At 74.5% G+C, this 24,658-nt stretch carries 29 protein-coding genes and 1 riboswitch; of the genes, 16 read left to right on the top strand and 13 right to left on the bottom strand.

Annotated elements, in window-relative coordinates; translation table 11 throughout:
- The coding region (locus G5C62_RS08130) for an amidohydrolase family protein (protein ID WP_206330522.1) at positions 1-766 on the bottom strand (766 nt) is incomplete at its 3' end.
- The gene (locus tag G5C62_RS08125) at positions 763-2,055 is read right to left on the bottom strand and encodes a PTS transporter subunit EIIC (protein WP_164700593.1); all 1,293 of its coding nucleotides are present in this window, start codon (positions 2,053-2,055) and stop codon (positions 763-765) included. The genes G5C62_RS08130 and G5C62_RS08125, both read right to left, overlap by 4 nt.
- Positions 2,056-2,267: 212 nt before the next feature.
- On the opposite strand from G5C62_RS08125, the gene G5C62_RS08120 reads away from it, so the two are divergent.
- Genes G5C62_RS08120 through G5C62_RS08110 form a run of 3 tightly spaced genes read left to right on the top strand, consistent with a single transcriptional unit; the run spans position 2,268 to position 3,485 of the window.
- Positions 2,268-2,498 carry a PTS transporter subunit EIIB gene (locus G5C62_RS08120; RefSeq protein WP_164700592.1) on the top strand — a complete coding sequence of 77 codons (231 nt, stop codon included), beginning with the start codon at positions 2,268-2,270 and terminating at the stop codon, positions 2,496-2,498.
- A complete protein-coding gene (locus G5C62_RS08115) occupies positions 2,495-2,971 on the top strand; it encodes a glucose PTS transporter subunit IIA (protein WP_241175778.1) in 477 nt (158 codons plus the stop codon). Before G5C62_RS08120 ends, G5C62_RS08115 begins: the two co-directional genes overlap by 4 nt.
- Before the next feature lie 16 nt (positions 2,972-2,987).
- Complete coding sequence (locus G5C62_RS08110) at positions 2,988-3,485, top strand: PaaI family thioesterase (RefSeq protein ID WP_241175777.1); 498 nt, start codon at positions 2,988-2,990, stop codon at positions 3,483-3,485.
- A gap of 92 nt (positions 3,486-3,577) precedes the next feature.
- Here G5C62_RS08110 and G5C62_RS08105 read toward each other — a convergent pair whose 3' ends face one another.
- Both G5C62_RS08105 and G5C62_RS08100 read right to left on the bottom strand, forming a co-directional pair.
- A complete protein-coding gene (locus tag G5C62_RS08105; RefSeq protein WP_164700591.1) occupies positions 3,578-4,090 on the bottom strand; it encodes a VOC family protein in 513 nt (170 codons plus the stop codon).
- 55 nt (positions 4,091-4,145) lie between these two features.
- Positions 4,146-4,754: an ATP-dependent Clp protease proteolytic subunit gene (locus G5C62_RS08100; protein WP_164700590.1), complete on the bottom strand. Its 609-nt coding sequence runs from the start codon at positions 4,752-4,754 to the stop codon at positions 4,146-4,148.
- Between the two features lie 173 nt (positions 4,755-4,927).
- Between G5C62_RS08100 and G5C62_RS08095 the strand changes: the two genes are divergently transcribed.
- The gene (locus G5C62_RS08095; RefSeq protein WP_164700589.1) at positions 4,928-5,536 is read left to right on the top strand and encodes a GNAT family N-acetyltransferase; all 609 of its coding nucleotides are present in this window, start codon (positions 4,928-4,930) and stop codon (positions 5,534-5,536) included.
- A gap of 125 nt (positions 5,537-5,661) precedes the next feature.
- On the top strand, positions 5,662-6,960 hold the full coding sequence (locus G5C62_RS08090; RefSeq protein ID WP_036335991.1) for an Nramp family divalent metal transporter: 1,299 nt from the start codon (positions 5,662-5,664) through the stop codon (positions 6,958-6,960).
- 3 nt (positions 6,961-6,963) lie between these two features.
- On the opposite strand, the gene G5C62_RS08085 is transcribed toward G5C62_RS08090, so the two are convergent.
- A complete protein-coding gene (locus G5C62_RS08085; protein ID WP_241175776.1) occupies positions 6,964-7,347 on the bottom strand; it encodes a VOC family protein in 384 nt (127 codons plus the stop codon).
- A gap of 107 nt (positions 7,348-7,454) precedes the next feature.
- Here G5C62_RS08085 and G5C62_RS08080 point away from each other — a divergent pair, with 107 nt between their 5' ends.
- The 3 genes from G5C62_RS08080 to G5C62_RS08075 are packed head-to-tail and all read left to right on the top strand — an operon-like array spanning position 7,455 to position 8,732.
- Positions 7,455-7,964: a DUF5701 family protein gene (locus G5C62_RS08080; RefSeq protein ID WP_241175775.1), complete on the top strand. Its 510-nt coding sequence runs from the start codon at positions 7,455-7,457 to the stop codon at positions 7,962-7,964.
- Complete coding sequence (locus G5C62_RS27990; protein WP_241175779.1) at positions 7,850-8,131, top strand: DUF5701 family protein; 282 nt, start codon at positions 7,850-7,852, stop codon at positions 8,129-8,131. Before G5C62_RS08080 ends, G5C62_RS27990 begins: the two co-directional genes overlap by 115 nt.
- A 46-nt stretch (positions 8,132-8,177) precedes the next feature.
- On the top strand, positions 8,178-8,732 hold the full coding sequence (locus G5C62_RS08075) for a dihydrofolate reductase family protein (RefSeq protein ID WP_164700588.1): 555 nt from the start codon (positions 8,178-8,180) through the stop codon (positions 8,730-8,732).
- A gap of 91 nt (positions 8,733-8,823) precedes the next feature.
- On the opposite strand, the gene G5C62_RS08070 is transcribed toward G5C62_RS08075, so the two are convergent.
- Complete coding sequence (locus tag G5C62_RS08070; protein WP_164700587.1) at positions 8,824-9,303, bottom strand: hypothetical protein; 480 nt, start codon at positions 9,301-9,303, stop codon at positions 8,824-8,826.
- Between the two features lie 60 nt (positions 9,304-9,363).
- Positions 9,364-10,959, bottom strand: coding sequence for a methyl-accepting chemotaxis protein (locus G5C62_RS08065; RefSeq protein ID WP_164700586.1), 1,596 nt, complete (start codon positions 10,957-10,959; stop codon positions 9,364-9,366).
- A gap of 286 nt (positions 10,960-11,245) precedes the next feature.
- Between G5C62_RS08065 and G5C62_RS08060 the strand changes: the two genes are divergently transcribed.
- Positions 11,246-12,025 carry an SDR family oxidoreductase gene (locus G5C62_RS08060; RefSeq protein ID WP_164700585.1) on the top strand — a complete coding sequence of 260 codons (780 nt, stop codon included), beginning with the start codon at positions 11,246-11,248 and terminating at the stop codon, positions 12,023-12,025.
- 167 nt (positions 12,026-12,192) lie between these two features.
- On the opposite strand, the gene fabG is transcribed toward G5C62_RS08060, so the two are convergent.
- From fabG to G5C62_RS08035, 5 genes are all read right to left on the bottom strand, one after another.
- The gene (gene fabG, locus G5C62_RS08055; protein WP_164700584.1) at positions 12,193-12,948 is read right to left on the bottom strand and encodes a 3-oxoacyl-ACP reductase FabG; all 756 of its coding nucleotides are present in this window, start codon (positions 12,946-12,948) and stop codon (positions 12,193-12,195) included.
- Between the two features lie 101 nt (positions 12,949-13,049).
- The gene (locus G5C62_RS08050; protein ID WP_164700583.1) at positions 13,050-14,459 is read right to left on the bottom strand and encodes a DUF6297 family protein; all 1,410 of its coding nucleotides are present in this window, start codon (positions 14,457-14,459) and stop codon (positions 13,050-13,052) included.
- A 162-nt stretch (positions 14,460-14,621) separates the two neighbouring features.
- Complete coding sequence (locus G5C62_RS08045) at positions 14,622-15,299, bottom strand: ABC transporter ATP-binding protein (protein WP_164700582.1); 678 nt, start codon at positions 15,297-15,299, stop codon at positions 14,622-14,624.
- The gene (locus tag G5C62_RS08040; protein ID WP_164700581.1) at positions 15,299-15,928 is read right to left on the bottom strand and encodes a TenA family protein; all 630 of its coding nucleotides are present in this window, start codon (positions 15,926-15,928) and stop codon (positions 15,299-15,301) included. Before G5C62_RS08040 ends, G5C62_RS08045 begins: the two co-directional genes overlap by 1 nt.
- The gene (locus G5C62_RS08035) at positions 15,925-16,533 is read right to left on the bottom strand and encodes a TenA family transcriptional regulator (protein WP_164700580.1); all 609 of its coding nucleotides are present in this window, start codon (positions 16,531-16,533) and stop codon (positions 15,925-15,927) included. Before G5C62_RS08035 ends, G5C62_RS08040 begins: the two co-directional genes overlap by 4 nt.
- A gap of 59 nt (positions 16,534-16,592) precedes the next feature.
- A riboswitch (TPP riboswitch) is annotated at positions 16,593-16,703 on the top strand.
- Here G5C62_RS08035 and G5C62_RS08030 point away from each other — a divergent pair.
- From G5C62_RS08030 to G5C62_RS08000, 7 genes are all read left to right on the top strand, one after another.
- Entirely contained in the window at positions 16,694-18,037 is a 1,344-nt protein-coding gene (locus G5C62_RS08030) for a cytosine permease (RefSeq protein ID WP_164700579.1), read from the top strand. (Overlaps the previous riboswitch by 10 nt.)
- The gene (gene thiE, locus G5C62_RS08025) at positions 18,034-18,660 is read left to right on the top strand and encodes a thiamine phosphate synthase (protein WP_164700578.1); all 627 of its coding nucleotides are present in this window, start codon (positions 18,034-18,036) and stop codon (positions 18,658-18,660) included. Before G5C62_RS08030 ends, thiE begins: the two co-directional genes overlap by 4 nt.
- Positions 18,657-19,769, top strand: a complete 1,113-nt coding sequence (gene thiO / locus G5C62_RS08020) for a glycine oxidase ThiO (protein WP_164700577.1) — start codon at positions 18,657-18,659, stop codon at positions 19,767-19,769. Before thiE ends, thiO begins: the two co-directional genes overlap by 4 nt.
- Complete coding sequence (gene thiS, locus G5C62_RS08015; RefSeq protein WP_164700576.1) at positions 19,766-19,972, top strand: sulfur carrier protein ThiS; 207 nt, start codon at positions 19,766-19,768, stop codon at positions 19,970-19,972. Before thiO ends, thiS begins: the two co-directional genes overlap by 4 nt.
- A gap of 40 nt (positions 19,973-20,012) precedes the next feature.
- Positions 20,013-20,798: a thiazole synthase gene (locus G5C62_RS08010; RefSeq protein WP_036335966.1), complete on the top strand. Its 786-nt coding sequence runs from the start codon at positions 20,013-20,015 to the stop codon at positions 20,796-20,798.
- On the top strand, positions 20,795-21,373 hold the full coding sequence (locus G5C62_RS08005; RefSeq protein WP_036335952.1) for a thiamine phosphate synthase: 579 nt from the start codon (positions 20,795-20,797) through the stop codon (positions 21,371-21,373). The genes G5C62_RS08010 and G5C62_RS08005 overlap by 4 nt, the downstream gene beginning before the upstream one ends.
- Positions 21,374-21,519: 146 nt before the next feature.
- Positions 21,520-21,960: an ATP-binding protein gene (locus G5C62_RS08000; RefSeq protein WP_036335953.1), complete on the top strand. Its 441-nt coding sequence runs from the start codon at positions 21,520-21,522 to the stop codon at positions 21,958-21,960.
- A gap of 6 nt (positions 21,961-21,966) precedes the next feature.
- Here G5C62_RS08000 and G5C62_RS07995 read toward each other — a convergent pair whose 3' ends face one another.
- Positions 21,967-24,525 carry a SpoIIE family protein phosphatase gene (locus tag G5C62_RS07995; RefSeq protein ID WP_164700575.1) on the bottom strand — a complete coding sequence of 853 codons (2,559 nt, stop codon included), beginning with the start codon at positions 24,523-24,525 and terminating at the stop codon, positions 21,967-21,969.
- Between the last annotated feature and the right edge of the window lie 133 nt (positions 24,526-24,658).

Raw genomic sequence — 24,658 nt, 5'->3', positions numbered from 1 at the left:
CGATCAGCTCGACCACCAGCTCACCGCGCGCCGCGGCGGCCAGGCAGGCAGCCACGGGCCCCGGCGCCCGGGACAGCAGCGGCGGCATGCCGTTGAACAGGTGGGTCGCCAAGAGCGGACCGCCGGGGGCCGCCGACCGGATCGCGGCGGTGACCTCGACGGCGGCGGCGTCGGTGTGCCCGAAGCTGGGCACCGCGCCGTGCGCGCGCAGCAGGTCGACCAGCTCGGCCCGGTGTGCGGTCTCCGGTGCCAGCGTCATCGACACGACCGTCCCTCGCCCGGCGGTCAGCAGCTCGGCCAGCAGCGCCGGGTCGCCGGGGACCAGCGCGGCCGGGTCCTGGGCGCCGCACCGGGCGGCGGAGAGGAACGGCCCCTCAAGGTGCACCCCGGCCAGCTCGCCGGCCGCGACGAGCGGGGCCAGCACGGCCAGCCGCTCGCGCAGCACCGCCGCCGGCGCGGAGACCAGGCTGGCCACCAGGGTCGTCGTCCCGTGCGCCCGGTGGTGGGCGGCTGCGGCGCGGACCCCGGCGGCGTCCGCGTCGGGGAAGCCGTGGCCCGCGGCCCCGTGACAGTGCAGGTCGACCAGTCCGGGCAGCAGCAGCGTCTCGGGCGCGGGCGCGGGCAGCTCACCGGTCCAGTCCCGCGCCGGGCCGGCGAACGCGACCCGGTCGCCGGCGACGGCGAGCACACCGTCGTCGACGACCGAGCCGCCGGTGACCAGCCGGCCCCGCAGCACGGGGCCGGCCGGCGCTGGTTCCAGGGTCAAGACCGCGGGTCCTCCGAGGGCGTACCGGTGCCCGGGGTGGCCGCCGGCCGCGGGCCGTCGTCGGTGCTGCCCACGACGGCCTCGGCGTCGTCCTCACGGCCCGGGGTCTTCAGGTTCCACTTCCGGATCACGAACCGGAACACCACGTAGTAGATCGCCGCGTAGCCCAACCCGATCGGGATCAACCACAGCGGCTTGTCCGCCTGCCCGAAGTTGAGCAGGTAGTCGATGGCACCGGCGGAGAAGATGAAGCCGTCGTGGATGCCCAGGGCGTTGGTCAGCGCCAGCGAGGTGCCGGTCAGCACCGCGTGCACCAGGTAGAGCGGCCAGGCGACGAAGAGGAACGCGAACTCCAGCGGCTCGGTGATGCCGGTGAGGAACGCGGTCAGCGCGGTCGACAGCATCACGCCGCCGACGATCTTCTTCTGCTCCGGCCGGGCCTCGTGCCAGATGGCGATGGCGGCGGCGGGCAGCGCGAACATCATGATCGGGAAGAACCCGGTCATGAAGGTGCCGGCGTCCGGGTCACCGGCGAAGAACCGGGAGATGTCGCCGTTGGCGACGAGGCCGTCGGCGCCTTCGTACTCGCCGAGCTGGAACCAGACCACGGTGTTGAGGATGTGGTGCAGGCCCAGCGGGATCAGCAGCCGGTTGACCGTGCCGAAGATGCCACCGCCGATGACGGTGTTGCCGTCGACCGCCTCGCCCAGATCGGTGAGCACGCTGTCGAACGGCTTGTAGACGAAGGACATCAGCACCGCCAGCAGCAGCATGGCGACCGCGGTGATGATCGGGACGAACCGCCGGCCACCGAAGAACGCCAGGTAGGTGGGCAGCTTGATCCGGTAGTAGCGCTGCCACAGCATCGCGGTGAAGATGCCGACCAGGATGCCGCCGAGCACTCCGAAGTTGATCAGCTCCTGTTCCTCGCCCTCGGCGGCGGCGCCCAGCACGATCGGGCTCATCGCCTCGAAGACCTCGGAGAGCACCAGGTAGCCGACGACCGCGGCCAGCGCCGTGGAGCCGTCGGCCTTCTTCGCCCAGCCGATCGCGATGCCGACGGCGAAGATCAGCGGCAAGTTGCCGAACAGAGCGTTGCCAGCCGCCGCGAGGACGGCGGCGACCTCCTCCAGCGCCTCGTACCGGCCGAGCAGGTCGTCCTGGCCGAGGCGCAGGAGGATGCCCGCCGCCGGCAGCGCGGCGATCGGCAGCATGAGGCTGCGACCCAGGCGTTGCAGGCCGGCGAGGCCCCGGCGTTCCTTCGGTGGCGCGGCGGACAGGGCGGTCATGGCGGGCTCCTCGAGGGGCGGGTCGGGGGCGTTCACCGGCCATCCCCGCAGACGTCGACCAACCGGTAACGTCCGGTTATGACCAGTTGTCCCGGGAGGATGGCGGGCACGACCGAGCCCTGTCAACACCCTGGACGTGAGCCGGTCGAGCCGCTTTCCTGGGCGACTCGACAGCCAGCGCCGCGACCTCCGGGTCGCGGAGAGGAGACCTCATGGGCAAGGCAGAGCAGATCGTCGCCGGACTGGGCGGAGCAGCCAACATCGAGGACGTCGAGGGCTGCATCACCCGGCTGCGCACCGAGGTGAAGGACCCCTCGCTCGTCGACCAGGGGGCGCTGAAGCAGGCCGGGGCGCACGGCGTCCTGGTCGCCGGGTCGATCGTCCAGGTCGTCGTCGGCCCGGAGGCCGACTCGCTGGCCGACGACGTCAACGACCTGCTGTGACCGCCGCGGCCCTCGTCGTCGCGGCGCCGCTGGCCGGCACCGTCGTCCCGATGGCCGAGGTGCCCGACCCGGTCTTCGCCGCCTCGCTGGTCGGGGCGGGCGTGGCGGTCGAGCCAGGGGCGGACGCCGGGTCCGTCGAGGTGGTCGCACCGGTGTCCGGGCGGCTGCTCAAGGTGCACCCGCACGCCTTCATCGTGCTGACCCCGGAGGGCCAGGGCGTGCTGGTGCACGTCGGGCTGGACACGGTGAAGCTGAACGGGGAGCCGTTCACCCTGCACGTCACCGAGGGCGACGAGGTCACCGTCGGGGACCGCGTGATGACCGTGGACCTGGCGGCGGTGCGGGCAGCCGGCCTCTCGCCGGTCAGCCCGGTCGTGGTGATGGACGCGGCCGCGGAGACGGTGCCACCGGTCGCCGCGGGCCGGGGCGTGGTCGCCGGTGAACCCCTGTTCCGCTGGCCCGCGGAGGGCTGAGCGCTACCGTCCGGCCGTGACCGAACGGGAACGGACCTTCGCCTGGGGCGATCCGATGCAGACCGCGACGGCCGCCCGCACCGCCGCCGGGCTGGACGTGCTCCGGGCGGTGGTGGCCGGGGAGCTCCCTGGGCCGCCGATCGCCGACACCCTCGGCTTCGACCTGGTCGAGGTGGAGCCGGGCCGCGTCGTCTTCGCGTTCGACCCGGCCGAGTACCACTACAACCCGATCGGCTCGGTGCACGGCGGCGTCTACGCGACGCTGCTGGACTCGGCCACCGGTTGCGCCGTCCACTCGATGCTGCCCGCCGGCGTCGGTTACACCAGCCTGGACCTGACGGTGAAGTTCCTCCGCCCGATTACCCTGGACACCGGCCGGGTGACCTGTGTCGGCACGGTGACCCACCTGGGCGGCCGGACGGCGCTGGCCGAGGCCCGGCTGCTCGACGCGGCCGACCGGCTGCTCGGCACGGCGAGCAGCAGCATCCTGGTCATCCGCCCCCAGCCCGGCTGAGAGCCTCTCCCGGTGTTGATCATCGGCATGTGGCTGTTCGACACGCCGACACGGGCAGCCGCATGCCGATGATCGACACGGGAGGGGAGAGGTCAGGCCGGGACGCTGACGCCGATGCCGCCCTTCGTGTGCGCGCCGTAGCGGGCGATCTCGGCGTCCAGGTCCAGCGGCCGGGTGGTCGCGCCCTGCGCCTCGACGTCCGGGGTGATCAGGTCGGCCGGCAGCAGCCAGGAGACCTCGAACTCGATGCCGTCGGGGTCCTTGGCGTACAGCGCCTTCGTGGTGGCGTGGTCGGAGGCCCCGGCCAGCGCGCCGGCGTCGGCCAGGGCGCCCCGGATCCGGGCCAACTCGGCGAGCGTGTCGACCTCCCAGGCCAGGTGGTACAGCCCGACGGTGCTGCGCCCGGCACCCGAGGGGCCGGCCTGGGCACCGACCGCGAACAGGCCCAGGTCGTGGTCGTTGGTCGACCCCTCGGCCTGCAGGAACACCGCCCGGCCGGCCATCTCCGTCTTCACCCGGAAGCCGAGGACGTCGCGGTAGAAGGCGGCGCTGCGGTCGACGTCCCGGACGAAGAGGACGGCGTGGTTGAGGCGCTGGACGGGCACGGTGCACCCCTGCTGATCGACGAGGACCTCAGTCTGCGCCCACTTACTTGATTCTTCAAGCATGTGCACCCGGGAGGGCGGCCGCGTCACGGAGCACGTGGTCGATGAGGCCGTGCTCCCGCGCCTCGGCCGCGGTGAACCAGCGGTCGCGGTCAGAGTCCCGCTCGACCTGCTCGACGGTCTGCCCGGAGTGGTGCGCCTGCAGCTCGTTGAGCTGACGCTTGAGCCGCCCGAGCATCTCCGCCTGGATGCCGATGTCGGCCGCGGTGCCGCCCAGGCCGGCCGAGGGCTGGTGCATCATCACCCGCGCGTGCGGCAAGGCGTACCGCTTGCCCGCAGTTCCCGCGGTGAGCAGGAACTGCCCCATCGACGCCACCATGCCCATCCCGTAGGTGGCGACGTCGCAGTCGACGAACTGCATGGTGTCGTAGACGGCCATTCCGCCGGACACGGAGCCACCCGGTGAGTTGATGTAGAGGTGGATGTCCCGTGTCGGGTCCTCGGCGGACAACAACAGCATCTGCGCGGCGAGCTGATTGGCGATCACGTCGTCGACCTCCTGGCCGAGGAAGACGATCCGCTCCCTCAGCAGCCGGTCGTAGACGGCGTCTCCCAAGGTCGACGCGGTGCTGGTCTCTGCTGCGCGGAGCTGTTCGCCGGTCATCGCTGACTCTCCTGCTCGACGTCGGAATGGACGAGACCACTCAAGTGCGCGGCGACCGCGGAAGTCGAGGGAGAATGGCGGATTGCGCAGTCGGCGCAATTCTTGCGCTCTCGGTGAATGGCGGTTGACAGCTCGCCCGGCGGCGGCGCGCCCGCCCGTGGTCTGATCGACCGGTGACCGAACCCCCCGTCGTGCGCAAGGCCACCCGCGCCGACGTCCCCCGGCTGGCCGCCACGCTGGCCGCGGCCTACCCCGACTACCGCTGGACCTCCTGGGCACTGCCCGAGGACGGCCGTACCCAGCGGCTGTCCCGCTGGGCGGAGTTGTGGGGCGCGCTGGTGCCGGTGCTGGCCGGGACGGCGTGGGTCACCGACGGCGTCGACGCGGCCGCCGCCTGGGTGGCCCCCGACGCACCGCCGCACGCCGCGGACGTCCAGGCGGTCGTCGACCGGGACCTGCCCCGGGTGTTCGGTGCCCGCCAGCCCGTCGTGCTGGCCAGCGAGCGACTCGGGGCGCTGGGCCGCCCGGACGAGCCGCACTGGTGGCTGCACGCCGTCGGCACCCGGCCCGCCGCCCGGCACCAGGGGTTGGGTGCGGCGGTGCTGCAGCCGGTGCTCGAGCGGTGCGACGCCGACGGGGTGCCGGCCGCGGCGACGGTCTACACCTCGACCGTCGTCCGCTGGCTGCAGCGGTCCGGCTTCGCCGTCACCCACTCGACCCGCACGGCGGTCGACCACGAGCTGCCGATCTGGACCCTGGTCCGCCAGCCCAAGCGGCGCTGACATCGACGGGGACACCGAGGTGAGCCTGACCTGACCCCCGGGGGCCACAGGTCGGCCCGGTCGGCCCCTGCGGGTCGGGCAGGACAGGAGCGACCACCCAGGCTCCAGCCCCCCGCGAGGTCCCCGTGTACCTGTCGAAGACCGAGGCCGCCGTCCTCACCAGCACGCTGCCGCGCACCCTGCCGCGGCCCACCCCACCGGCGCCGAAGGCGAAGCGGCGGCTGTGGCCGATGCTCGGGCCGGCGTTCGTCGCGGCCGTCGCCTACGTCGACCCGGGGAACTTCGCGACCAACTTCTCCGGCGGCGCCTCGTTCGGCTACACCCTGCTGTGGGTGATCGTCGCGGCCAACCTGATGGCGATGCTCATCCAGACGCTCACCGCCAAGCTGGGGCTGGCGACCGGGCGGGACCTGGCCACCTGCTGCCGCGAGCGGTTCCCCCGGCCGGTCACCTGGGGACTGTGGGCACAGGCCGAGGCGGTCGCGATCGCCACCGACCTGGCCGAGATCGTCGGCGGGGCGGTCGCCCTGAACCTGCTGTTCGGGGTGCCGCTGTGGATGGGCGGGATCATCACCGCGATCGTCGCGTTCATCCTGCTGGCCGCCCAGTCGCGGGGGTTCCGGCCGTTCGAGCGGGTGATCACCGGGCTGCTGCTGGTGATCGGTGGGGGCTTCGTCTACACGCTGATCGGCGCCGGGGTCGACCCGGGCGGCGTCGCCTCCGGCATGGTGCCCAGCTTCGCCGGCACCGACAGCCTGCTGCTGGCCACCGGCATCCTGGGCGCCACGGTCATGCCGCACGTCATCTACGTGCACTCCGCGCTGACGCCGGGCCGGTACGGCGACACCGTCACCGCGGGGAGGTCGCACTCCGGACGGCGCGGGCTGCTGCGCGCCCAGCGGATCGACGTCTTCATCGCGATGGGGCTGGCCGGGCTGGTCAACGCCGCGATGCTGGTGATCGCCGCCCAGCTGTTCACCTCCGGTGACGGCATCGAGTCGCTGGAGAGCGTGCACGCCGGCCTGGGCGACCAGCTCGGCAGCGGCGCGGCCCTGGCCTTCGCGATCGCCCTGCTCGCCGCCGGGTTCGCCAGCTCCTCGGTCGGCACGCACGCCGGCCAGGTGGTGATGGCCGGGTTCCTGCGCAAGCACATCCCGGTGCTGGTCCGCCGGCTGATCACCCTCGCCCCGGCGCTGCTGGTGCTGGGCCTGGGCGGCGACCCGACGACGGCGCTGGTCTGGTCGCAGGTCGTGCTCTGCTTCGGCATCCCGTTCGCGCTGGTGCCGCTGCTGTGGCTGACCTCGCGCAAGGACCTGATGGGCGGCTGGGTCAACCGGCGGGTCACCACGCTCACCGGCTCGGTCGTCGCCGCGCTGATCATCGCGCTGAACGGCTACCTGCTGGTGAGCACCTTCCTGGGTTGACGGTCAGTCCACCTCGACGAGGAGGCAAAAAGGGTGACCGGCTGGGTCGAGCAGCACCCGGACGTGGTCCTGGGGCTGGGACTCCGCCCCGGTCGCCCCCAGCGCTACTGCGTCGGCGACGGCGGCGTCGACGTCGCCCACCTGGAAGTCCAGGTGCACCATCGGCCGCTGCTGCCCCTCGACCGGCGGCCAGACCGGTGGCCGGTAGACCGTCGCCAGCTGGAACACCAGGAAGGTGGGGCCGGGCAGCGCGGCGAGGACCGTCGTGCCCGGCTCCTGGTGGACGACGGGCCAGCCGAGCACCGACGAGCAGGACCGTGCCAGCGCGCCCGGATCGGGGGCCTCGACGGCCGGTCCCCACCACATCCCCTGCGTCCGCGACCTCACCGCCGCAGCGTGGTCGCCGGCCGTTGACCGTCAACCGCCGGCGGGAACCCCGCGCCCGCCCGCCGCGTTGACGCCGGACCGCCCGCTGCCCGCCATGGAGGTCCGCCGTGCTGCCGCTCCCCTCGCTCACCGCCCAGGCCGGACGCCTCGTCGAGCTGGGGGTGCACACGATCGCCGGCCTCACCGCCACCGAGCTCTGCGCCGCTGCGGCCGCGGCGGGGCCCCGGGACGGCGCGCTGCTGGTCGTCCACCCGGAGCGGGCGCCGGCGTCCCGGCTGGCCGAGCTGGTCGAACGGGAGGGCAAGCGGGGCTTCGTCGTCCTGGACATGACCGACGTCGACGCGTTCACCCCGACCGAGCAGGCCCCGCTCCCGGACGCGCCGGTCTACCTGGTCGACGGCGTGGAGCGTGGCGACGAACTGCTGAACTGGAGCCCGGACGAGGCGCTGCCGGCGATCACCGCGCGGGGGCGCACCCCGCTCGCCCTCGGCGAGGGCGTGCACTGGCTGCTGCAACAGCCGGAGGCCCTGCAGCGGAACCGCTGCTTCATGACCATCGGTTCCCGGTTGCGCCGGCCGACGGCCGGCTGGACGCCCGGACGCCCGCGCTCTGGCTGAGCAACGGCACCGGCCGGGACGGGCGCGGACGACGCGGAGCCCCCAAGATCGGCTGGTGCTGGGCCGGCAACCGGCACACCTGGCTCGGCTTCGCCTCTGCCGCTGGACGTGCAGCTGTTCCGGTGCCCACCGATGAGAACCGGCGCAGTCAGGCGTCTGTCGGGTGACACCACCACCCCCGCACCAGCCGGGCGAACACCGAGGAGCACCGCCATGGGCGCCATCAAGGTCCACGAGTTCACCACCGTCGACGGGGTGGTCGACGCCCCGATGTGGACGATGGACTACGGCTTCCCCGACGACCTGGCCGCCTCCATCGGCACGCTGACCGGCTCGTCGACCGGCATCCTGCTCGGCCGGAACACCTTCGAGATGTTCGCCCCGGCCTGGTCGACCCGGACCGCGGAGGACGACGAGGGCGCCCCGTTCTTCAACGACACCGGCAAGTACGTCGTGAGCTCGACGATGACCGACGCCGAGTCGGTCTGGCGGAACTCGACCGTGATCGGCGGCTACTCCGCCGACCGCATCCGCGCGCTCAAGGACGAGTCGGACGGCGGCCTGTACGTCAGCGGCAGCGCCACGCTGGTGCGGGCCCTGCTCGCCGACGGGCTGGTCGACGAACTGCACCTCTACGTCTACCCGCTCGCCGTGGGCACGGGGATCCGACTGTTCCCGGAGGGCACGTCCCAGCCGCTCACCCTGGTCGGCGTCGAGGGCCTGTCCAACGGAGTCGCCCACCTCACCTACGGCCCGGCCGCCGGCTGACACGCGGCTCTCGCGCCGTTCCCCGCGCTGCTGCGCCCGTGCAACGGCGCGGGGGCAGACACAGCGGCGCAAGAGCCGCCCGGCTGGCCCGTCAGGCCGGCGGGGCCTCGCCGACCTGGGCGAACAGCGGGACCTCGCTGTTGATCCCGGCCACCGCCTGGTCCGCGCCACCAGCGGACTCGGCGACGGGCGGAGGGACGAGCACCTCGACGCCGTCGCCCTCCGGGCGGGCGGTGGCGGCGGCGAGGATGCCCGGGTGCTCCCGGAGCAGCCGAGCCGCCTCGGCCCGCAGGTCACCCGGGCGGTAGGGGGTCTGCTGGACGGTCACCTCGAATCCCGGGTCGGCCAGCAGGGCCAGCACCCGCTCGGGCGGCTTGCCGTGCCAGCGGACGGTCAGCCGCTTCCGGTCCAGGCTGATCCCCGGGGTGCCGAAGTCCGGCGAGTCCCCGGCCACCTCGCTCAGCCGCTCCAGCAGGTCGTAGATCGCCGTCGGACCGCCCGGGTAGGCCACGAACTCACCGTGCCCCAGTCGCGGCGCCGGCCCGGCGGACGACTTCTTGCGTGCTGCCATGCCCGCCATCATCCAGCTCGACTCTCCGCAGACACCCACCGCCGCTCCCGGCGGACGCGGTCACCAGGTGAACCGGCCGACGCTGCCCCGCAGGTCGCTGGCCATCCGGGACAGCTCGTCGACCGCCACCCGGGTCTGGCCCAGCGCCTGCGTCGTCGAGATGGCCGCCGCCGACACACCGGTGATGTTCGTGGCGATTTCCGTGGACCCGCCGGCCGCTTCCTGCACCGACCGGGACATCTCGTTGGTGGTCGCCGTCTGCTCCTCCACCGCAGAGGCGATGGTGAGCTGGAAGTCGTTGATCGAGCCGATGATCTCCGAGATCCGGCCGATCGCCGACACCGCACCGGAGGTGTCGCCCTGGATGGCCTCCACCCGGCGCGCGATGTCCTCCGTGGCCCGCGCGGTCTCCTGCGCCAGCTCCTTCACCTCGTTGGCCACCACCGCGAAGCCCTTGCCCGCCTCACCGGCCCGCGCCGCCTCGATCGTGGCGTTGAGCGCCAGCAGGTTCGTCTGCTCCGCGATGCTGGTGATCGCCTTCACGACCGCGCCGATCTCCTGCGACGACGTGCCGAGCTTGGTGATCGTCCGCGTGGTGGTCTCGGCCTCGCTCACGGCCTGGGCGGCGACCCGGGCGGCCTCGTTCGCGTTCTGGCTGATCTCCCGGATCGAGGCACCCATCTGCTCGGCACCCGCCGCCACCGTCGCCACGTTCCGCGACACCTCCTCCGCCGCCGCCGCCACCACGTCCGACTGCGCCGAAGTCTCCTCCGCCGAGGACGAGATCTGCACCGAGGACGCCGACAGCTCCTCCGACGCCGCTGCCACCGCATCAGCGGAGGCAGCCACGCTGGAGATCAAGCCGCGCATGCTCTCCAGCGCCTCGTCCAGTGCCGCCGCCGTCCGGCCCAGCTCGTCCCGCTGCGCCAACCCGGTGCCGACCGTCACGTCGCCGGCCGCCAGCCGCTCCGCGCTGCGCCGGAGGGCACCGAGCCCGCGCATCACCGAGCCCGCGACCAGGAGTCCGACGACCACCGCGAGCAGGACACCGACCGCGCAGACGACGATCGTCGTGCGGGTCGCCGCCGAGACCACCTCCTCGTACCCGGCCCCGGTGGTCAGCTCGGCCTCCGCCTCCTCCCGGCCGGCGTCCAGCACCTCTTCGTAGGCCTTGCGCAGCTCCCGGGTGGTGCCCATGGCGAGGGCGATCGCAGCCTCCCGGTCCGTATCCAGCAGGGCGAACTCCGAGTCGATGCTGGCAGCCCATGCACCCAGCCCGGACTCCAGCTCGACGACGAAGGCCCGCTCGTCGGCGGTGGCGGCGGTCTCACCGGCAGTCGCGACGAGACCATTGATCTTGTCCAGACGCTCGGCCACCTCCTCGCGGAAGGGCTCCTCACCGGTGAGCAGGTAACCACGCTCGTCGTTCGCGGTGGCCTTGGCCGTGACCGCGATGTCGTCGAGGGCGTTGATGTAGGGCAACGAGGTGCTCAGCTCAGCGGCCCGGGCGTCCCGCAGTTCACCGAGCTGCTCGACGCCGAGCGCACCGACGGTGACCGCGGTCAGTGCGGCCAACCCCACCGAGGCGAGGATCTTCTGCCGGACCGAGCGGTCGGCGTACCAGTGGCGGATGGTGCTGCGGTGCGTCACGATCATGGCCCGATCTCCTGTGTGTGGTCCACCCGCCGGTGCACCGGTCCGCCCGCGTCATCGCGGGCCCGACCGGTCCTCCCGATACAGGCGCTGCCCGTCTCGGCAGAGACGTGCAGACGCAGATGGTGACGACGGACCAGAGCACTCCGCGGAACGTGGCAGGCGTGTCGCCGGACCCCAGCGGAAGTCCTCACGTGACCAGCAGGAGAGGTCGTCTTGTCGACGGCACCGGACGTCTCGCGCCGGGCTCGTCGCGTCGCCGGCGGCACCGTCGACCAGGCTGGGCCGCATGGAGATCTCCGGAGCACGGATCTGGGTCACCGGCGCCTCGACCGGCATCGGTGCCGCGCTGGCCAGGGAGCTTGCCGACCGCGGGGCCCGGGTGGCGATCAGCGCCCGCAACGCCGAGCAGCTCGCCGAGGTGGCCGGCAGCCGGATGGTCGTCGTCCCGCTGGACGTCACCGACCGGGCGGCCACCGTGGCAGCCGGCGAGCGGGTGCGGGCGGCGCTGGGCGGGCTGGACGTCGCCGTGCTCAACGCCGGCACCTGGTCCTCGTTCCACGTGGAACCGTGGGACTCGCAGCTGTTCGCCGACCACCTTCAGGTCAACGTGATGGGCGCGGTGCACACCATGGAGGCCGTCGTCCCGCAGATGCTGGCCGCCGGGCGCGGCCGGGTCGTGGGCGTCGCCTCGGTCGCCGGCTACCGCGGGCTGCCCGGCTCGGAGGCCTACAACGCGGGCAAGGCGGCGCTGATCAACCTGCTGGAGGGCCTGCGCGGGTCGCTGGCGCCGCGGGGTGTCGTCATGCAGATCGTCAACCCGGGGTTCGTGACCACCCGGCTGACCGACCGGAACACCTATCCGATGCCGTTCAAGGTCGAGGCCGACGTCGCGGCCCGCACGATCGCCGACGGCATCGCCCGGGACAAGGCCGAGGTCGTCTTCCCGGTGCCGATGATGGTCGCGATGAAGCTGGCCCGGCTGCTGCCGGTGCGGGTGTGGACCGGGCTGACCGCCGAGCTCGCCCGCCGCGGCGTGCACGGCGGCCAAACCCGCCGCGCGGGGTGACCGGCAAGGCGGGCGCAGCCGCCACGTGGCGCCCCGCGACGACCAGGTGACCTGGTCCCGCGGGCACCTACCTCACGGTCTGCCGCCAGGTAGGTCCCCGCACGACCAGGTGACCTGATCGTGCGGGGACCCGGCCGCGCCCGGGGGCTGCAGCGTGGGGAGGGCCGTCAGGCGCGGGGGCCGCCGGCGACGTAGATGACCTGACCGGAGACGAAGCCCGCGCCCTCGCTGCACAGGAACGAGGCGGTGTGCGCGATGTCCTCGGGCTGGCCGACCCGGGCGACCGGGATCTGCTTGGCGGCCATCTCCTTGAACTGCTCGAACGGCACGCCCACCCGCTCGGCCGTCTGCGCGGTCATCTCGGTCTCGATGAAGCCGGGGGCGATCGCGTTGGCGGTCACGTTGTACCGGCCGAGCTCGATGGCGAGGGTCTTGGTGAAGCCCTGCATGCCCGCCTTGGCCGCGGAGTAGTTGGCCTGACCGCGGTTGCCCAGCGCCGAGACGCTGGAGAGGTTCACGATCCGGCCGTACTCGGCCTCGACCATGTGCTTCTGCGCGGCCTTGCTCATCAGGAAGGCGCCCCGCAGGTGCACGCCCATGACGGCGTCCCAGTCGGCGACGGTCATCTTGAACAGCAGGTTGTCGCGGGTGATGCCGGCGTTGTTCACCAGCACGGTCGGCGCCCCGAGCTCGGCGGCGATCCGCTCCACGGCGGCCTCGACCGACTCCTCCTCGGCGACGTTCGCGCCCACCGCGAGCGCCTCGCCACCGGCCTTCTGGATCTCCTCGACCGTGCCCGCGCAGGCCGCCTCGTCCAGGTCGAGCACGGCGACGGCCATCCCGTCCTGGGCGAACCGCCGTGCGATGGCCGCGCCGATCCCGCGCGCCGCTCCTGTGATGATCGCCGTCCGCTGCTGAGCCACTGCATCTCCTCGTCGAGTTCGTCGGCGGGCCCAGTCGTCCGGCCCGCCGTCCTGCCCCACTGCTTAGCACCAGGCACGCAGGGCGCCCGCACCCGGCCGGGTCAGTCCGGGGGCCGGGCCGTCCCCACGGCGAGCGCGCCCAGGGCCAGCGACCACAGCAGCCCGGCGCCGACCAGCCACCAGGGAGCGGTGCCGAGCAGCAGCGCCAGGGCGACCGGCGCGGTGCCCAGCAGCCCGACGTCCGGCCCGCGCACCAGCGTGCTGCTCACCCCGACCGGCACCGCGCCCATCGGCGAGGCGAGCACCGGCCCGGACCAGTCCAGGTCCGGGCGGTAGCCGGCGCGCACGGCCGCTCCCGCCCACGCCGGTGCGGTGACCGCGCCCAGCGCCAGCCACGCCACCGGCGCGCCGGCGCCCTGGCCGACGAGCAGCGCCGAGACGCCGCAGACCCCCACGAGCACCGCGGCCGGCACGACGGCCCGGGCCCAGACGACCGCTGCGCCGCCCAGCGGCAGCCCGCGGTCGGCGGCCGGCGCCGCGGACGCCCGCCGGCTCGGCTCACCCAGCGACGTGGCGGCGGTCCACCAGCCGAGGACGACGGTCACCGCCACCAACGCCGGGAGCTCGGCCAGCCCCTCGGTGCGCGCGGCCAGCACCGGCAGCGCCGCCCCGACCGCCAGCTGCCCCCAGCGCCACGGGGACCGGGCCAGCACCGCCAGGTCGCCGGCGACGACCGCCTGCCAGGGGCGCCGCACCCAGCGCCAGGCCAGCGGGCGCCGGGGCCGGCGCACCGTCGTCCCCAGCGCCCGGCCGAGCTCCCGGGTGTCCAGCGAGAAGACCGACGCGGTGGCGTACTGCGCGGTCTCCCCCGAGGCACGGAGCGCACCGGCGGGCAGGTCGGCCAGCCGGCGGTCGGCCAGGGCCAGGCAGAGGACGACTGCCCCCAGCAGCGCACCGAGCAGCCCCACCGCCACCGGCGCCGGCAGCGACCAGTCCCGACCCGCGACGTCCGGCAGGGCCACCCCCAGCCCGGCGACCACGCACCCGGCGACGGCGGGGCCGACCAGGGCCAGCGCGGTCATCGACCCGGCGACCGCGGGCACCCAGCGGCCGCCACCACCGGCCTGCCGGACGACGAGCACCGCGACGGCGGTCACCGCCAGCAGTGCACCGGCCGCCAGCCCGGCGAGGACGCCGGCCGGTGTCCGGTTCCAGGCCAGCACCACCGGGACGCCGACGGCCAGCGCCGCCGCCACCGCCAGGCCGACCGCCCGGCGCAGCTCGCCGCGGAGCAGTCCGCGGCGACCCGCGGGCAGGGGCAGCCACCACACCACGGCCGCCGGCGTGGCGCTGACCGGTCCCAGCCGGGCGAAGAGCGCGGTCAGCCCGGCCGCCAGGGACAGCGCGACCGCCGCCGCGGTCAGCGAACCGGGGAGCACCGCCGCATCGGCAGCCGGGCGGGCGGCGATCTGCTCCCGGAGGCTGGAGACGGCGCCCCCGCAGAGCGCCACGAAGACCCCGGCGGAGGTGAGGCCGGACAGGGTGTCCCCGACCCGGGTCAGCCAGCTGGTGTCGGCCCGGGAGGCCGTCGCCCGGCGGGTGTACCGGCGGACGGCGGTGCCGCTCCACTCCTCCGCCGGCCGCGCCTGCAGCGGGGTCGTCGCCGCCGTGGCTCAGCCCTCCTGCAACGCCGCGACGGCGTGCTCCGGCGCGACCACCGGGCACTCGTCCTCACCGATCACCAGGGCGTGGTCGGCGAGGGTGCCGATGAACGTCGGGTCGTGGCTGGCGAACAGCACCGCGCCGCCGGCGTCCACCAGTGCCGCGAGCCGGTCGGCCAGCGCCCGGCGCATCGCGGTGTCCAGTCGGCGTTCCGGCTCGTCGAGCACCAGCAGGTCGGCCGGTCGCACCAGCGCCCCGGCCAGCGCCAGCCGCCGGCGCTGACCGGAGGAGAGCGCCGAGGGCAGCGCGCCGGCCCGGTCGGTCAGCCCGAAGGCGGCCAGCTCCGCCTCGACGACCTCCTCGGCGTCGATGACCCCGTGGGCGCGGGCGGTGAGCAGCAGGTGCTCCGCACCGGTCAGCGACGGGAAGAACGCGTCGTCGTCCAGCACCCCGGCGACCGCCCGGCGGAAGCCGGCGTCCCGCTCGTCGACCGGGCCGTCGGCGAAACGCACCGTCCCGGTCAGCGGCGGGAGCAGGCCGACCATCGTCTGCAGCACGGTGGACTTGCCCGCGCCGTTCGGGCCGACCAGCGCGATCGCCGTCCCGGGCACGACCGACACCGTCACCGGGGCGCACACCGGCTCGTCGCCGTAGCCGACCGACAGCTGCTCGGCGGCCAGCAGGGCCATCAGCCGGGCTCCGCACCACCGCGCCACGCGGCGTCGAAGAAGCCGATCTCCAGCTCCATGGCCCGGCGGTAGGCGCGCCGCACCGCGGGGGTGTCGGCCGCCGTGTCGTCCAGCAGCCCTTCCAGCGTCGCCGCCAGCTCCTCGAAGGCCGGGTCGGCGTAGGTGGTGACCCACTCGGTGTACGGGGTGGCGGGCCGGCCGGCCAGCGACTGCCCGAGGTGGGCGTACAGCCGCATGCACGGCGTCATCGCCGCACAGGTCAGCCCTGCCCCGCCCAGGGCCGCCGTGGCGAGCAGGAACTCGGTGTAGGCCAGCGTGGCCGGCAGCGGCTCGACCAGGGTCAGGTCGATGCCCCAGCGCGCCGCGTAGCCCTCGTGCAGCCGCAGCTCCTCGCGGACGCCGGCGAGCAGATCGGCGAAGACGTCCAGGGCCGCCCGGTCGGGGCTGTACGCGGCGCCGAGCGCGTAGGCGCGGGCGAAGGACTCGAGGAAGAACGCGTCCTGGGCGACATAGCCGGCGAACCGCTCGCTCGGCAGGGTCCCGTCGGCGATGCCCTGCACGAACGGGTGCGCCAGCGCGACGGCGGCGAGGTCGGCGTTCTCGGCCCGGAGCCCGGCGGCGAGGCTCATGCCGACTGCACCGACGCGTCCCCGACTGCCATGTCCCAGAAGGCCACCTCGGCGGCGACGACGTCGAGGAAGACCGCGTCCCTGCCCCCGCCGACCGCGTCGGCCGCCGCCTCGAGGCCGGCGACGTAACCGGCGAAGCCCGGCACGGTCCAGTGCTCGACGAACTCGCGGTAGGCCGGGGCCCCGGGCAGCGCGGTGGTCCAGGCGTCGAGGTACGTGCGCTCGATGGTCCACAGCGCCGTCAGCGCGACCGGCACCTCGGCGGCGTCCAGCCGCTGCAGCAGCTCGGCGTAGGCCGTGGTGGCGGGCAGCGCGGGGGCGGTGAGGACCAGGCCGCGGTCGGCCGCCTGCTCCTCGAACCAGGCCAGCTCCTCGACCAGCGCGACCAGGCCCCCGGCCAGCACCGCCTGCGCGGGCCGCGGTGCGCGGGCCAGCAGCCGGGCCTGGAAGCGCAGCAGGTCGGCGACGAAGCGCGCGTCCTGCACCAGCCAGGTGTCGAAGGCGCCGGCGGGCAGCGACCCGTCACGCACCGCGGTCAGGAACGGGTGCGCGGTGGCCCCGCGCCAGATCTCGGGATGGCGTTGCAGCAGCTCGGCGACCGGCACGGCGCGGACTCTACGAGGTGGCGTTGCACACGGTGGTTATGGTGGCCCCGTCATGGCGTCGAGCCATGTGCGGGAGCTCGGAGGACCGGGCTGAGAGGGCGGCTGACGCGCCGCCGACCGCTGGAACCTGACCGGGTAATGCCGGCGTAGGGAGCCCGTGTTGAGCACGTCCGGAACCGTCCACACCAGCGCGTCCCACGGGGACGCACCACTGACCCTGACCGAGCCGCCGGCCCGCACGCTGGGCTTCCGCGAGTCCGCGGGCCTGTGGGGCAACCTGGGCATCAGCCTGCTGCTGCCGGTGGCCGCCGTCTACGTCGTCCTGCCCGGGCAGCCGCTGTCGGTCACGCTCGGCGCGATCGTCGTCGGCGCGGTGATCGGCGCCTCGCTGCTGGGGCTGGCCGCCGCCGCCGGTGCCCGCGAGGGGGTGCCGGGGATGGTGCTGCTGCGCGGCCTCCTCGGCCGGCGGGCCTCCTACCTGCCGACCGCGCTGAACCTGGTGCAGTGCATCGGCTGGGCCACCTTCGAGATCGTGATCATCGCCGAGGCGGCGTCCCGGGTGCTGGACGCGCCACGCTGGCCGTTCGTGCTGGTCGCCGGCGTGCTGGCCACCGCGATGGCGCTGCGGCCATTGGGTGTGGTCCGGGTGCTGTCCCGGTACGCGGTGTGGGCGGCGCTGGCCGCGATCGCCTACCTGTTCGTCGAGGTGCTGTCCGAGCCGCGGGCGGCCCTGGACGGCGGCGGCGCCGCGTCGTTCTGGACGGCGACCGACATCGTGATCGCCCTGCCGATCTCCTGGTTCCCGCTCGCCGCCGACTACACCCGGCACGTGCGCAGCGGCCGGGTCGCCGGCACCAGCGCCGCCCTGGGCTACGGCCTGGCCACCGTCGCGATGTTCACCCTCGGTGTGCTGGCGCTGGCGGCCTACGGCAGCTCCGGGCTGGACGTCATCGACGCGCTGCTGGCCGTGCCGCTGGGGGCGTTGGCGGTGCTGGTGCTCATCACGGTGGAACTCGACGAGGCGTTCGCGAACGTCTACTCCACGGCCGTGTCGGCGCAGAACGTGGTGGCCCGGCTGGACCGCCGGCTGCTCGCGCTGGGCGTCGGTGCCACCGCCACCCTGCTCGCGCTGAGCTTCGACATCGTCGCCTACGAGCCGTTCCTCTTCCTGATCGGCGCGGTTTTCGTGCCGCTGATCGGCGTCTTCCTGGTCGCCTACGCGCTGAGCGCCCCCGGCCGGTGGGACACCTCGGACACCGCCCCGGCCCGGCTGGTGTACCTGCTGCCGTGGCTGGCCGGGTTCGTCGCCTACCAGCTGACCCTGCCGACCTTCTTCTCCGGCGTCGGCGCCGGCTGGACCACCTGGTGGACCGCGCGGCAGGCCGACCTGGGCATCGACCCGGCCAACGGCTGGTCGGCCTCGCTGATCAGCCTGGCCGTGGCGGCGTCCCTCACCGCGGTGATCGCGCTGCTCGGCGCCCGCCGCGGGCGGCAACGGGCATGACCTCCCCGCTGGGCCAGCTGCACGTGCTCACCGACGCCGACGGCGGACCGGCCGCGCTGGCCGCGATCGCCGCCGCGGTGGCCGCCGGTGCGCCGGTGGTGCAGGTGCGGGCGAAGGGCTGCAGCGACCGGGTGCTGCACGACTTCGCCCGGGCCGTGGTCGAGCTCTGCCGGTCCGCGGGCACGACGTGCCTGGTCAACGACCGGGTGGACGTCGCCCTCGCCGTCGGCGCCGACGGGACACACCTCGGCGCCGGCGACCTCCCGCTCGCCGCCGCCCGGCGGGTCGCCGGGCCGGGGCACCTCCTCGGCGGCACGGCGCGCGACCCGGAGCTGGCCCGGCAGCTGGTGGCCGAGGGGGCGGACTACCTGGGCGTCGGCCCGGCCTTCGCCACCACCACCAAGACGGGGCTCCCCGACCCGATCGGGGTCGCCGGGGTCGGCGCCGTGGCCGCCGCGGTGCCGGTGCCGGTGATCGCCATCGGCGGGGTCACCGCGGCGCGGGTCGGCGAGCTGCTGGCCGCTGGCGCGACCGGGGTCGCGGTGGTCGGTGCGGTCACCGCCGCCGCTGACCCGGGAGCCGCGACGGCGGAGCTGCTGCGGGCACTGGCGGACGCCCGGTGATCGACGTGGCGGTGGCCGGCGGTGGGCTGATCGGGCTGTCGGTGGCCTGGCGGGCGGCGCAGCGCGGCCTGTCGGTCGCCGTCGTCGACGACGCCCCCGGCGCCGGCGCCTCGGCGGCCGCCGCCGGGATGCTCGCGCCGGTCACCGAGGCCGCCTACGGGGAGGAGGCGCTCCTGCGGCTGTGCCTGGCCTCCCTGCAGCGCTACCCGGCGTTCGCCGCCGAGGTCGAGGCGGCCAGCGGGCTGCCGGTCGGGCTGCGCACCGTCGGCACCCTGGTGGTCGGCTTCGACGCCGACGACGTGCGGGCGCTGGACGCGCTGCACGGCTACCAGCAGGAGCTGGGGCTGGCCGTCGAGCGGCTGACCCCGCGGGACACCCGCCGCCGGGAGCCCGCGCTCACCCCCCGCCTGCGCGGTGGGCTGGCCGTCGAGGGCGACCACTCGGTCGACGGCCGGGCGCTGCACCGAGCGCTGACCGCAGCCGCCGAGGCCGCCGGGGTGCGTCTCGTGCCCGACCGGGTGGCCGGTGTGCAGGTCACCGGCGGGCGGGCCACCGGGCTGCAGCTGGCCGGCGGCGAGGAGCTGGCCGCCGGCACCGTCGTCCTGGCCCTGGGTGCGCACAGCAACACGCTCCCCGGGGTGCCGCCGCTGCCGATCCGGCCGGTCAAGGGGCAGATCCTGCGGATGGCCGGGGCGGCGGGGCTGCTCACCGGCACGGTGCGCGCGCTCGTCCGCAGCCGGCACGTCTACCTGGTGCCCTACGGCGAGGACGGGTTGATCGTGGGGGCCACCACCGAGGACCGTGGCTTCGACGCCACCGTCACCGCCGGCGGGGTGCACGACCTGCTGCACGACGCGATCGAGGTGGTGCCCGGGGTGACCGAGCTGGAACTGGTCGAGACCCTCGCCCGCTGGCGGCCGGGCACCGACGACAACGCCCCATTGCTGGGGTCCAGCACGCTGCCCGGGCTGGTGCTGGCCACCGGCCACCACCGCAACGGCGTCCTGCTCACCCCGGTGACCGGTGACGTCGTCGCCGAGCTGCTGGCCACCGGCGAGCTGCCCGAGCTCGCCGCACCGTTCACCGTCGAGAGGTTCCCCCACCGATGACCATCTCGTTGACCGTCAACGGCGACCCGGTCGAGCTGGCCGACGGCACGACCGTCGCCGCGCTCGTCGCCGACCGCACCAGCGGGCACGACCGGGTCGCGGTCGCCCGCAACGGCGACGTCGTCCCGCGCAGCAGCTGGACCACGACCGAGCTCTTCCCCGGCGACCGCCTCGAGGTGCTCGCCCCCACCGCAGGAGGCTGAAGTGAACGACGGTGAACTGACCGAGGAGCTGGTCCCCGCGCTGGAGCAGGAGGAGGCCACCGACCCCTTCAGCCTGGGCGGGGAGACGTTCACCTCCCGGCTGATCCTGGGCACCGGTGGCCTGCCCAGCCTGGAGGTGCTGGAGCGGGTGGTGCGCGCCTCGGGCACCCAGCTGGTGACCGTGGCGCTGCGCCGGGTGGAGGCGGCCGCGGGGAGCGCGATGCTCGAGGTGCTCAGCCGCTGCGGGGTGCGGCTGCTGCCCAACACGGCCGGCTGCCAGACCGCCCGGGAGGCGGTGCTGACCGCCCAGCTCTCCCGGGAGGCGTTCGAAACCGACTGGATCAAGCTGGAGGTCATCGGCGACGACCGCACGCTGCTGCCCGACGCCGTCGAGCTGATGGACGCCGCCGAGCAACTGGTCGCCGACGGCTTCACCGTGCTCGCCTACACCACCGACGACCCGATCCTCGGCCGGCGGCTGGCCGACGTCGGCTGCGCCGCCGTCATGCCGCTGGGCTCACCGATCGGCAGCGGTCTGGGCATCCGCAACCCCTACAACATCGCCCTGCTCCGGGAGGAGGTCAGCGTGCCGGTGGTGCTGGACGCCGGCATCGGCACCGCCTCGGACGCCGCGCTGGCGATGGAGCTGGGCTGCGACGCGGTGCTGCTGGCGTCGGCGGTGACCCGGGCCCGGGAGCCGGTGCAGATGGCGCTGGCCATGCGGCAGGCCGTCGAGGGCGGCCGGCTGGCCCGGGGCGCGGGCCGGATCCCGCGGCGCTGGCTCGCCGAGGCATCGACGTCGATGCAGGGGCTGCCGGAGCTGTGAGCCTGCCGCGGCTGCTCGTGCTCACCGACCGCACGCAGTGCCGGGGCAGCCTGACCGCCACCGTGGCCGCCGCCGTCGACGCCGGGGCCCGGGCGGTGGTGCTGCGGGAGAAGGACCTGCCCCTCGCCGAGCGGTCGCGGCTCGCCGGGCAACTGCAGGCCCTGCTGGACCCGGTGGGCGGCGTCCTGGTGTGGGCGGGGGCCGCCGGCAGTGCGGGGCGCACCGCCGTCCACCTGTCGGCGGCCGACCCGCTGCCGGCGCCGCGGCCCGGCTGGCTGGGCCGCTCCTGCCACTCCGCCGCCGAACTGACCCGGGCCCGGGCCGAGGGCGTGGACCACGCCTTCCTGTCCCCGGTCTTCCTGACCACCTCCAAGCCCGGCCACGGCCCGGCCCTCGGGCTCCCGGGCCTGGCCGAGCTGGTCCCGCACGGTCCGCCCGTCTTCGCACTGGGCGGCATCGGCCCGGACGACGTCCCCGGCTGCCTCGCCGCCGGCGCCTGGGGGGTCGCGGTGATGGGCGGGGTGATGCGCGACCCGGCCTCCGTGCGGGACCATCTGGCCGCACTGGCCGGCTGAGCGGGCGACGCGCCACTCGACTGGCGCGCCCCACCCCGGAACGGTGAGGTGTACGTCACGTCGAGTTCATGATTAGACCTGCCTCTGCCGAGACAAGACAGGGGTTCGCCGTGTGACTGTTCGCGGCCAGACAGCGAGGAGACCGGGTGACGGGCGAGGGCATCAGCCTTGCGTGGCCGTCGTCCCCTCCACCACCCGCCGAGGCCGGTTGGGAGTGGGCGCTGAGCAGCGTGGCGGAGCTCCCCAAGGTGCGTGCCCAGTTGCGCCGCGGGCTGGCCGAGGAGTCCGGTGGCGACCGTGCGGCCGCCGAACTCGACGAGGCCGTCGTCCTGGCGTTCGACGAGATGGCCTCCAACGCCCTCCGGCACGGGGGTGGTGGGGTGCTCGCCCGCGTCCAGCGGACGCCGCAGGCGTGGTTGATCGAGGTGCGCGACTCCGCAGCCCAGCGCCCTCCGCAGCCGGCGGTCGGGCGTGATCCCAGCCTGGGCGGGCTGGGCCTCTACCTGATCGCCGAGATGGCCGTCGCGCACGGCTGGCACCTCACCGGGGACCAGAAGAGCGTCTGGGCGTTGCTGCCCCGCCGCTGAGCCGGCTCAGTCCGTCAGCGGCAGGCTCGCCGGCACGGTCCCCGGCCCGCCCTCGGGCCACCGCTGCACGTCCCCCCCGTGCAGCCGGACGGCGACCAGCGCGACGTCGTCCTCGGACCCCTGTGGGCGCAACCGGGCGACGACCTGGTCCACCAGTTCCCCCAACGGCAGCTCCCCCAGCTCGGCGAACAAGCCGGCCAGCCGGTCGACCCCGTCGTCCAGCGGGAGGTCGCGTCCTTCGACGAGTCCATCGGTGTAGAGGAGCACCGTCGCGCCCGCGTCCAGCACCACGGCGTGTTCCCGGCGGATCGCGTCCGGGGCCACGCCGAGCATCAGGTCGGCCCGCTCGGTGGCCAGCACCTCCACCTTGCCGTCGGCGTGCCGCACCAGCAGCGGCGGGTGGCCGGCGTTGGACCAGCGCAACCGGGTCTCCCCACGCTCGAGCTCCGCGCCGGTCCACTCCAGGCGGGCCACGGCCGCGGTCGCCAGGGTGCGCAGCTGCAGGCCCTCGATGGCGCCATCCAGGTCGCGGAGCACCTCCATCGGGCCGGCTGCGCTGCGCCAGGCGATCCCGCGCAGCAGCCCGCGCAGCTGACCCATCGCCGCGGCCGCCTTCGTGTCATGACCGACGACGTCGCCGATCGCGAGGATCGTCGTCCCGTCCGGCTGCAGGAATGCGTCGTACCAGTCGCCGCCCACCTGGGCAGCCTGCACGGCCGGGAAGTACCGGACGGCGATCTCTGCGCGGTCCGGCTGTGGTGGGTCGGTGAGCAGGCTCCGCTGCAGGTCCTCGGCCATCCGGCGCTGCTGCTCGTGCAGCGCCGCGCTGTCCAGCGCCAGGGCCACCCGATCCGCGAGTTGCTGGACGACCACGACGTCCTCGCCGTCCATGGGGTCTCGGTCGGCCGAGCGGTAGATGCTCATGGCCCCCACCGTCCGGCCGTGCGCGGTCAACCCCAGGGCGACCGCCGTCGCCGGGGCCAGCGCATCGAATGCGTCGCGCACGGGGCCCGGCGGCAACGTACGGCCGACGGCCTCGGGGACATCAGGGACCTCGATCACCCTGCCGCTGGCCAGCGCGGCCACGAGGGGCGCGGTCGAGGTCAGGGCGGCCAGCCGCAGCTCGGCGTAGCGCGCCGCCATCGGGCGGAGGGCAGGGTCCCGGTGCCAGCTGGCGACGTCGTGCAGCCGGCCACCCTCCTCCATCAGGCTGACGATCACCCAGTCCCCCAGGGCGGGCACGACGCCGAGGGTCAGCTCCTGCATGGCCGCCCACGCCCCCCGGCCCTCGACCAGGGCGGCCGCCACGGCGTCGGAGACCCGGGCGACGAGGGCGAGCCCCTCGGCCCGCCGCCGCGCCGCCTGCTCGGTCCGGTACCGCTCGGTGACCTCGCTGAAGTAGACCGACAGGCCCTCCGGGGTCGGCCAGGCACGCACCTCATACCAGGCGTCCAGAGGTGGCGGGTACCAGGCGTCGAAGGCCACCGGCTCGCCCGACGTCATCGCCTGCCGGTAGTGGATCTCGAACTCACTGCCCACCGACGCGGGGAACAGCTCCCACACGTTGCCGCCGAGCAGCTGTTCGCGGGTGGCACCGAGCAGCTCCTCGGCGCCACCGTTGACGTAGCTGAAGGTCCAGTTCCGGTCCACGGAGAAGAAGGCCGCCGGCATGGACTCCAGGACCCGGGCCAGCCGGGTCTCCCCGTGTCGCTGCTCGGTGGTGTCGTAGGCCGCGCCCAGCAGCCGGACGGCGAGGTCCCGCTCGTCGGGCAGCGCCCGGCCTCGGGCCTGCACCCAGCGGGTCTCTCCGGAGGGCAGCTGCACCCGGTACTCGACCTCGAACTCGGCGCAGACGTCGATGGCTGTCTGCAGCGCCTCACGGACCCGCTCGGCGTCGTCCGGGTGCACCCGGGCGTCGAAGGCCTCCATCGTTCCCGTGAAGTCGTCCCGCTCGTAGCCGAAGAGCTCCAGCAGTCGATCGTCCCAGGACAGCTTGCCGGTGGTCAGGTCCCAATCGAAGCTGCCGATGCCGGCCGCGTCGATGGCCAGACCCCAGCGCAGCCGGCTGACCTCGAACTCGGTGGTGAGCGCGGCCAGCTCGAGCTCGGACGCCGCCTGTGGGGCGAGCTGCGAGAGCAGCGCGACGTCCCCCTCGCTCCAGGACCTCGGTCCTGGGCCGAAGACGGACAGCACCCCCACCACGTGCTGCCGCGCGGGATCGAACAGCGGGACCCCGAGGTAGGACCCGACGTGGCCTTCGCGCACGGCCGGCAGGTCGGCCACCCGGGGATCGGTAGGTGCATCGGTGACGACCAGCGGGGCCCGGGCGGCGACCGTGACCCCGCCCAGCGTGTTCGTCAGCGAGTCCTCGGACCCGATCGTCCGTCGCGGTGTCCCGGAGACTCCCGCGATCGTCTGCACGTCACCGACCACCGCCACCCCGGCCGATGGTGCACGCAACAGCGTGGCGGCCAGGTCGGTCAGGCGCTGCAAGCCCGGCGAGCCGACCGCGGTGGCGGCCACCCGCCGGGCAGCCGTGAGCCGATCAGGGTCCAGCGGCGACATCGCCCAGCACCCCCGCTCCTCGTCCTGCACCGAGGCCGACCCCCCATGCTGCCTGCCGGACCGATCATGCCTGGTGGCGCCGCCCCCGGTGGCGGGGCATGCCGAGCGCCACCCTTGCCGGCGGGGGACGATG

Source organism: Modestobacter sp. KNN46-3, assembly GCF_011039295.1.
The sequence above is the reverse complement of the archived record's forward strand: the minus strand, read 5'-3'. Positions and strand labels throughout refer to the sequence as shown.

Coding starts and splice junctions, on each gene's coding strand:
- G5C62_RS08125 (WP_164700593.1), bottom strand. CDS start 2,055: ATGACCGCCCTGTCCGCCGCGCCACCGAAGGAACGCCGGGGCCTCGCC.
- G5C62_RS08120 (WP_164700592.1), top strand. CDS start 2,268: ATGGGCAAGGCAGAGCAGATCGTCGCCGGACTGGGCGGAGCAGCCAAC.
- G5C62_RS08100 (WP_164700590.1), bottom strand. CDS start 4,754: ATGACCGGCGAACAGCTCCGCGCAGCAGAGACCAGCACCGCGTCGACC.
- G5C62_RS08075 (WP_164700588.1), top strand. CDS start 8,178: ATGGGCGCCATCAAGGTCCACGAGTTCACCACCGTCGACGGGGTGGTC.
- G5C62_RS08070 (WP_164700587.1), bottom strand. CDS start 9,303: ATGGCAGCACGCAAGAAGTCGTCCGCCGGGCCGGCGCCGCGACTGGGG.
- G5C62_RS08065 (WP_164700586.1), bottom strand. CDS start 10,959: ATGATCGTGACGCACCGCAGCACCATCCGCCACTGGTACGCCGACCGC.
- G5C62_RS08060 (WP_164700585.1), top strand. CDS start 11,246: ATGGAGATCTCCGGAGCACGGATCTGGGTCACCGGCGCCTCGACCGGC.
- G5C62_RS08045 (WP_164700582.1), bottom strand. CDS start 15,299: ATGGCCCTGCTGGCCGCCGAGCAGCTGTCGGTCGGCTACGGCGACGAG.
- G5C62_RS08040 (WP_164700581.1), bottom strand. CDS start 15,928: ATGAGCCTCGCCGCCGGGCTCCGGGCCGAGAACGCCGACCTCGCCGCC.
- thiE (WP_164700578.1), top strand. CDS start 18,034: ATGACCTCCCCGCTGGGCCAGCTGCACGTGCTCACCGACGCCGACGGC.
- thiS (WP_164700576.1), top strand. CDS start 19,766: ATGACCATCTCGTTGACCGTCAACGGCGACCCGGTCGAGCTGGCCGAC.
- G5C62_RS07995 (WP_164700575.1), bottom strand. CDS start 24,525: ATGTCGCCGCTGGACCCTGATCGGCTCACGGCTGCCCGGCGGGTGGCC.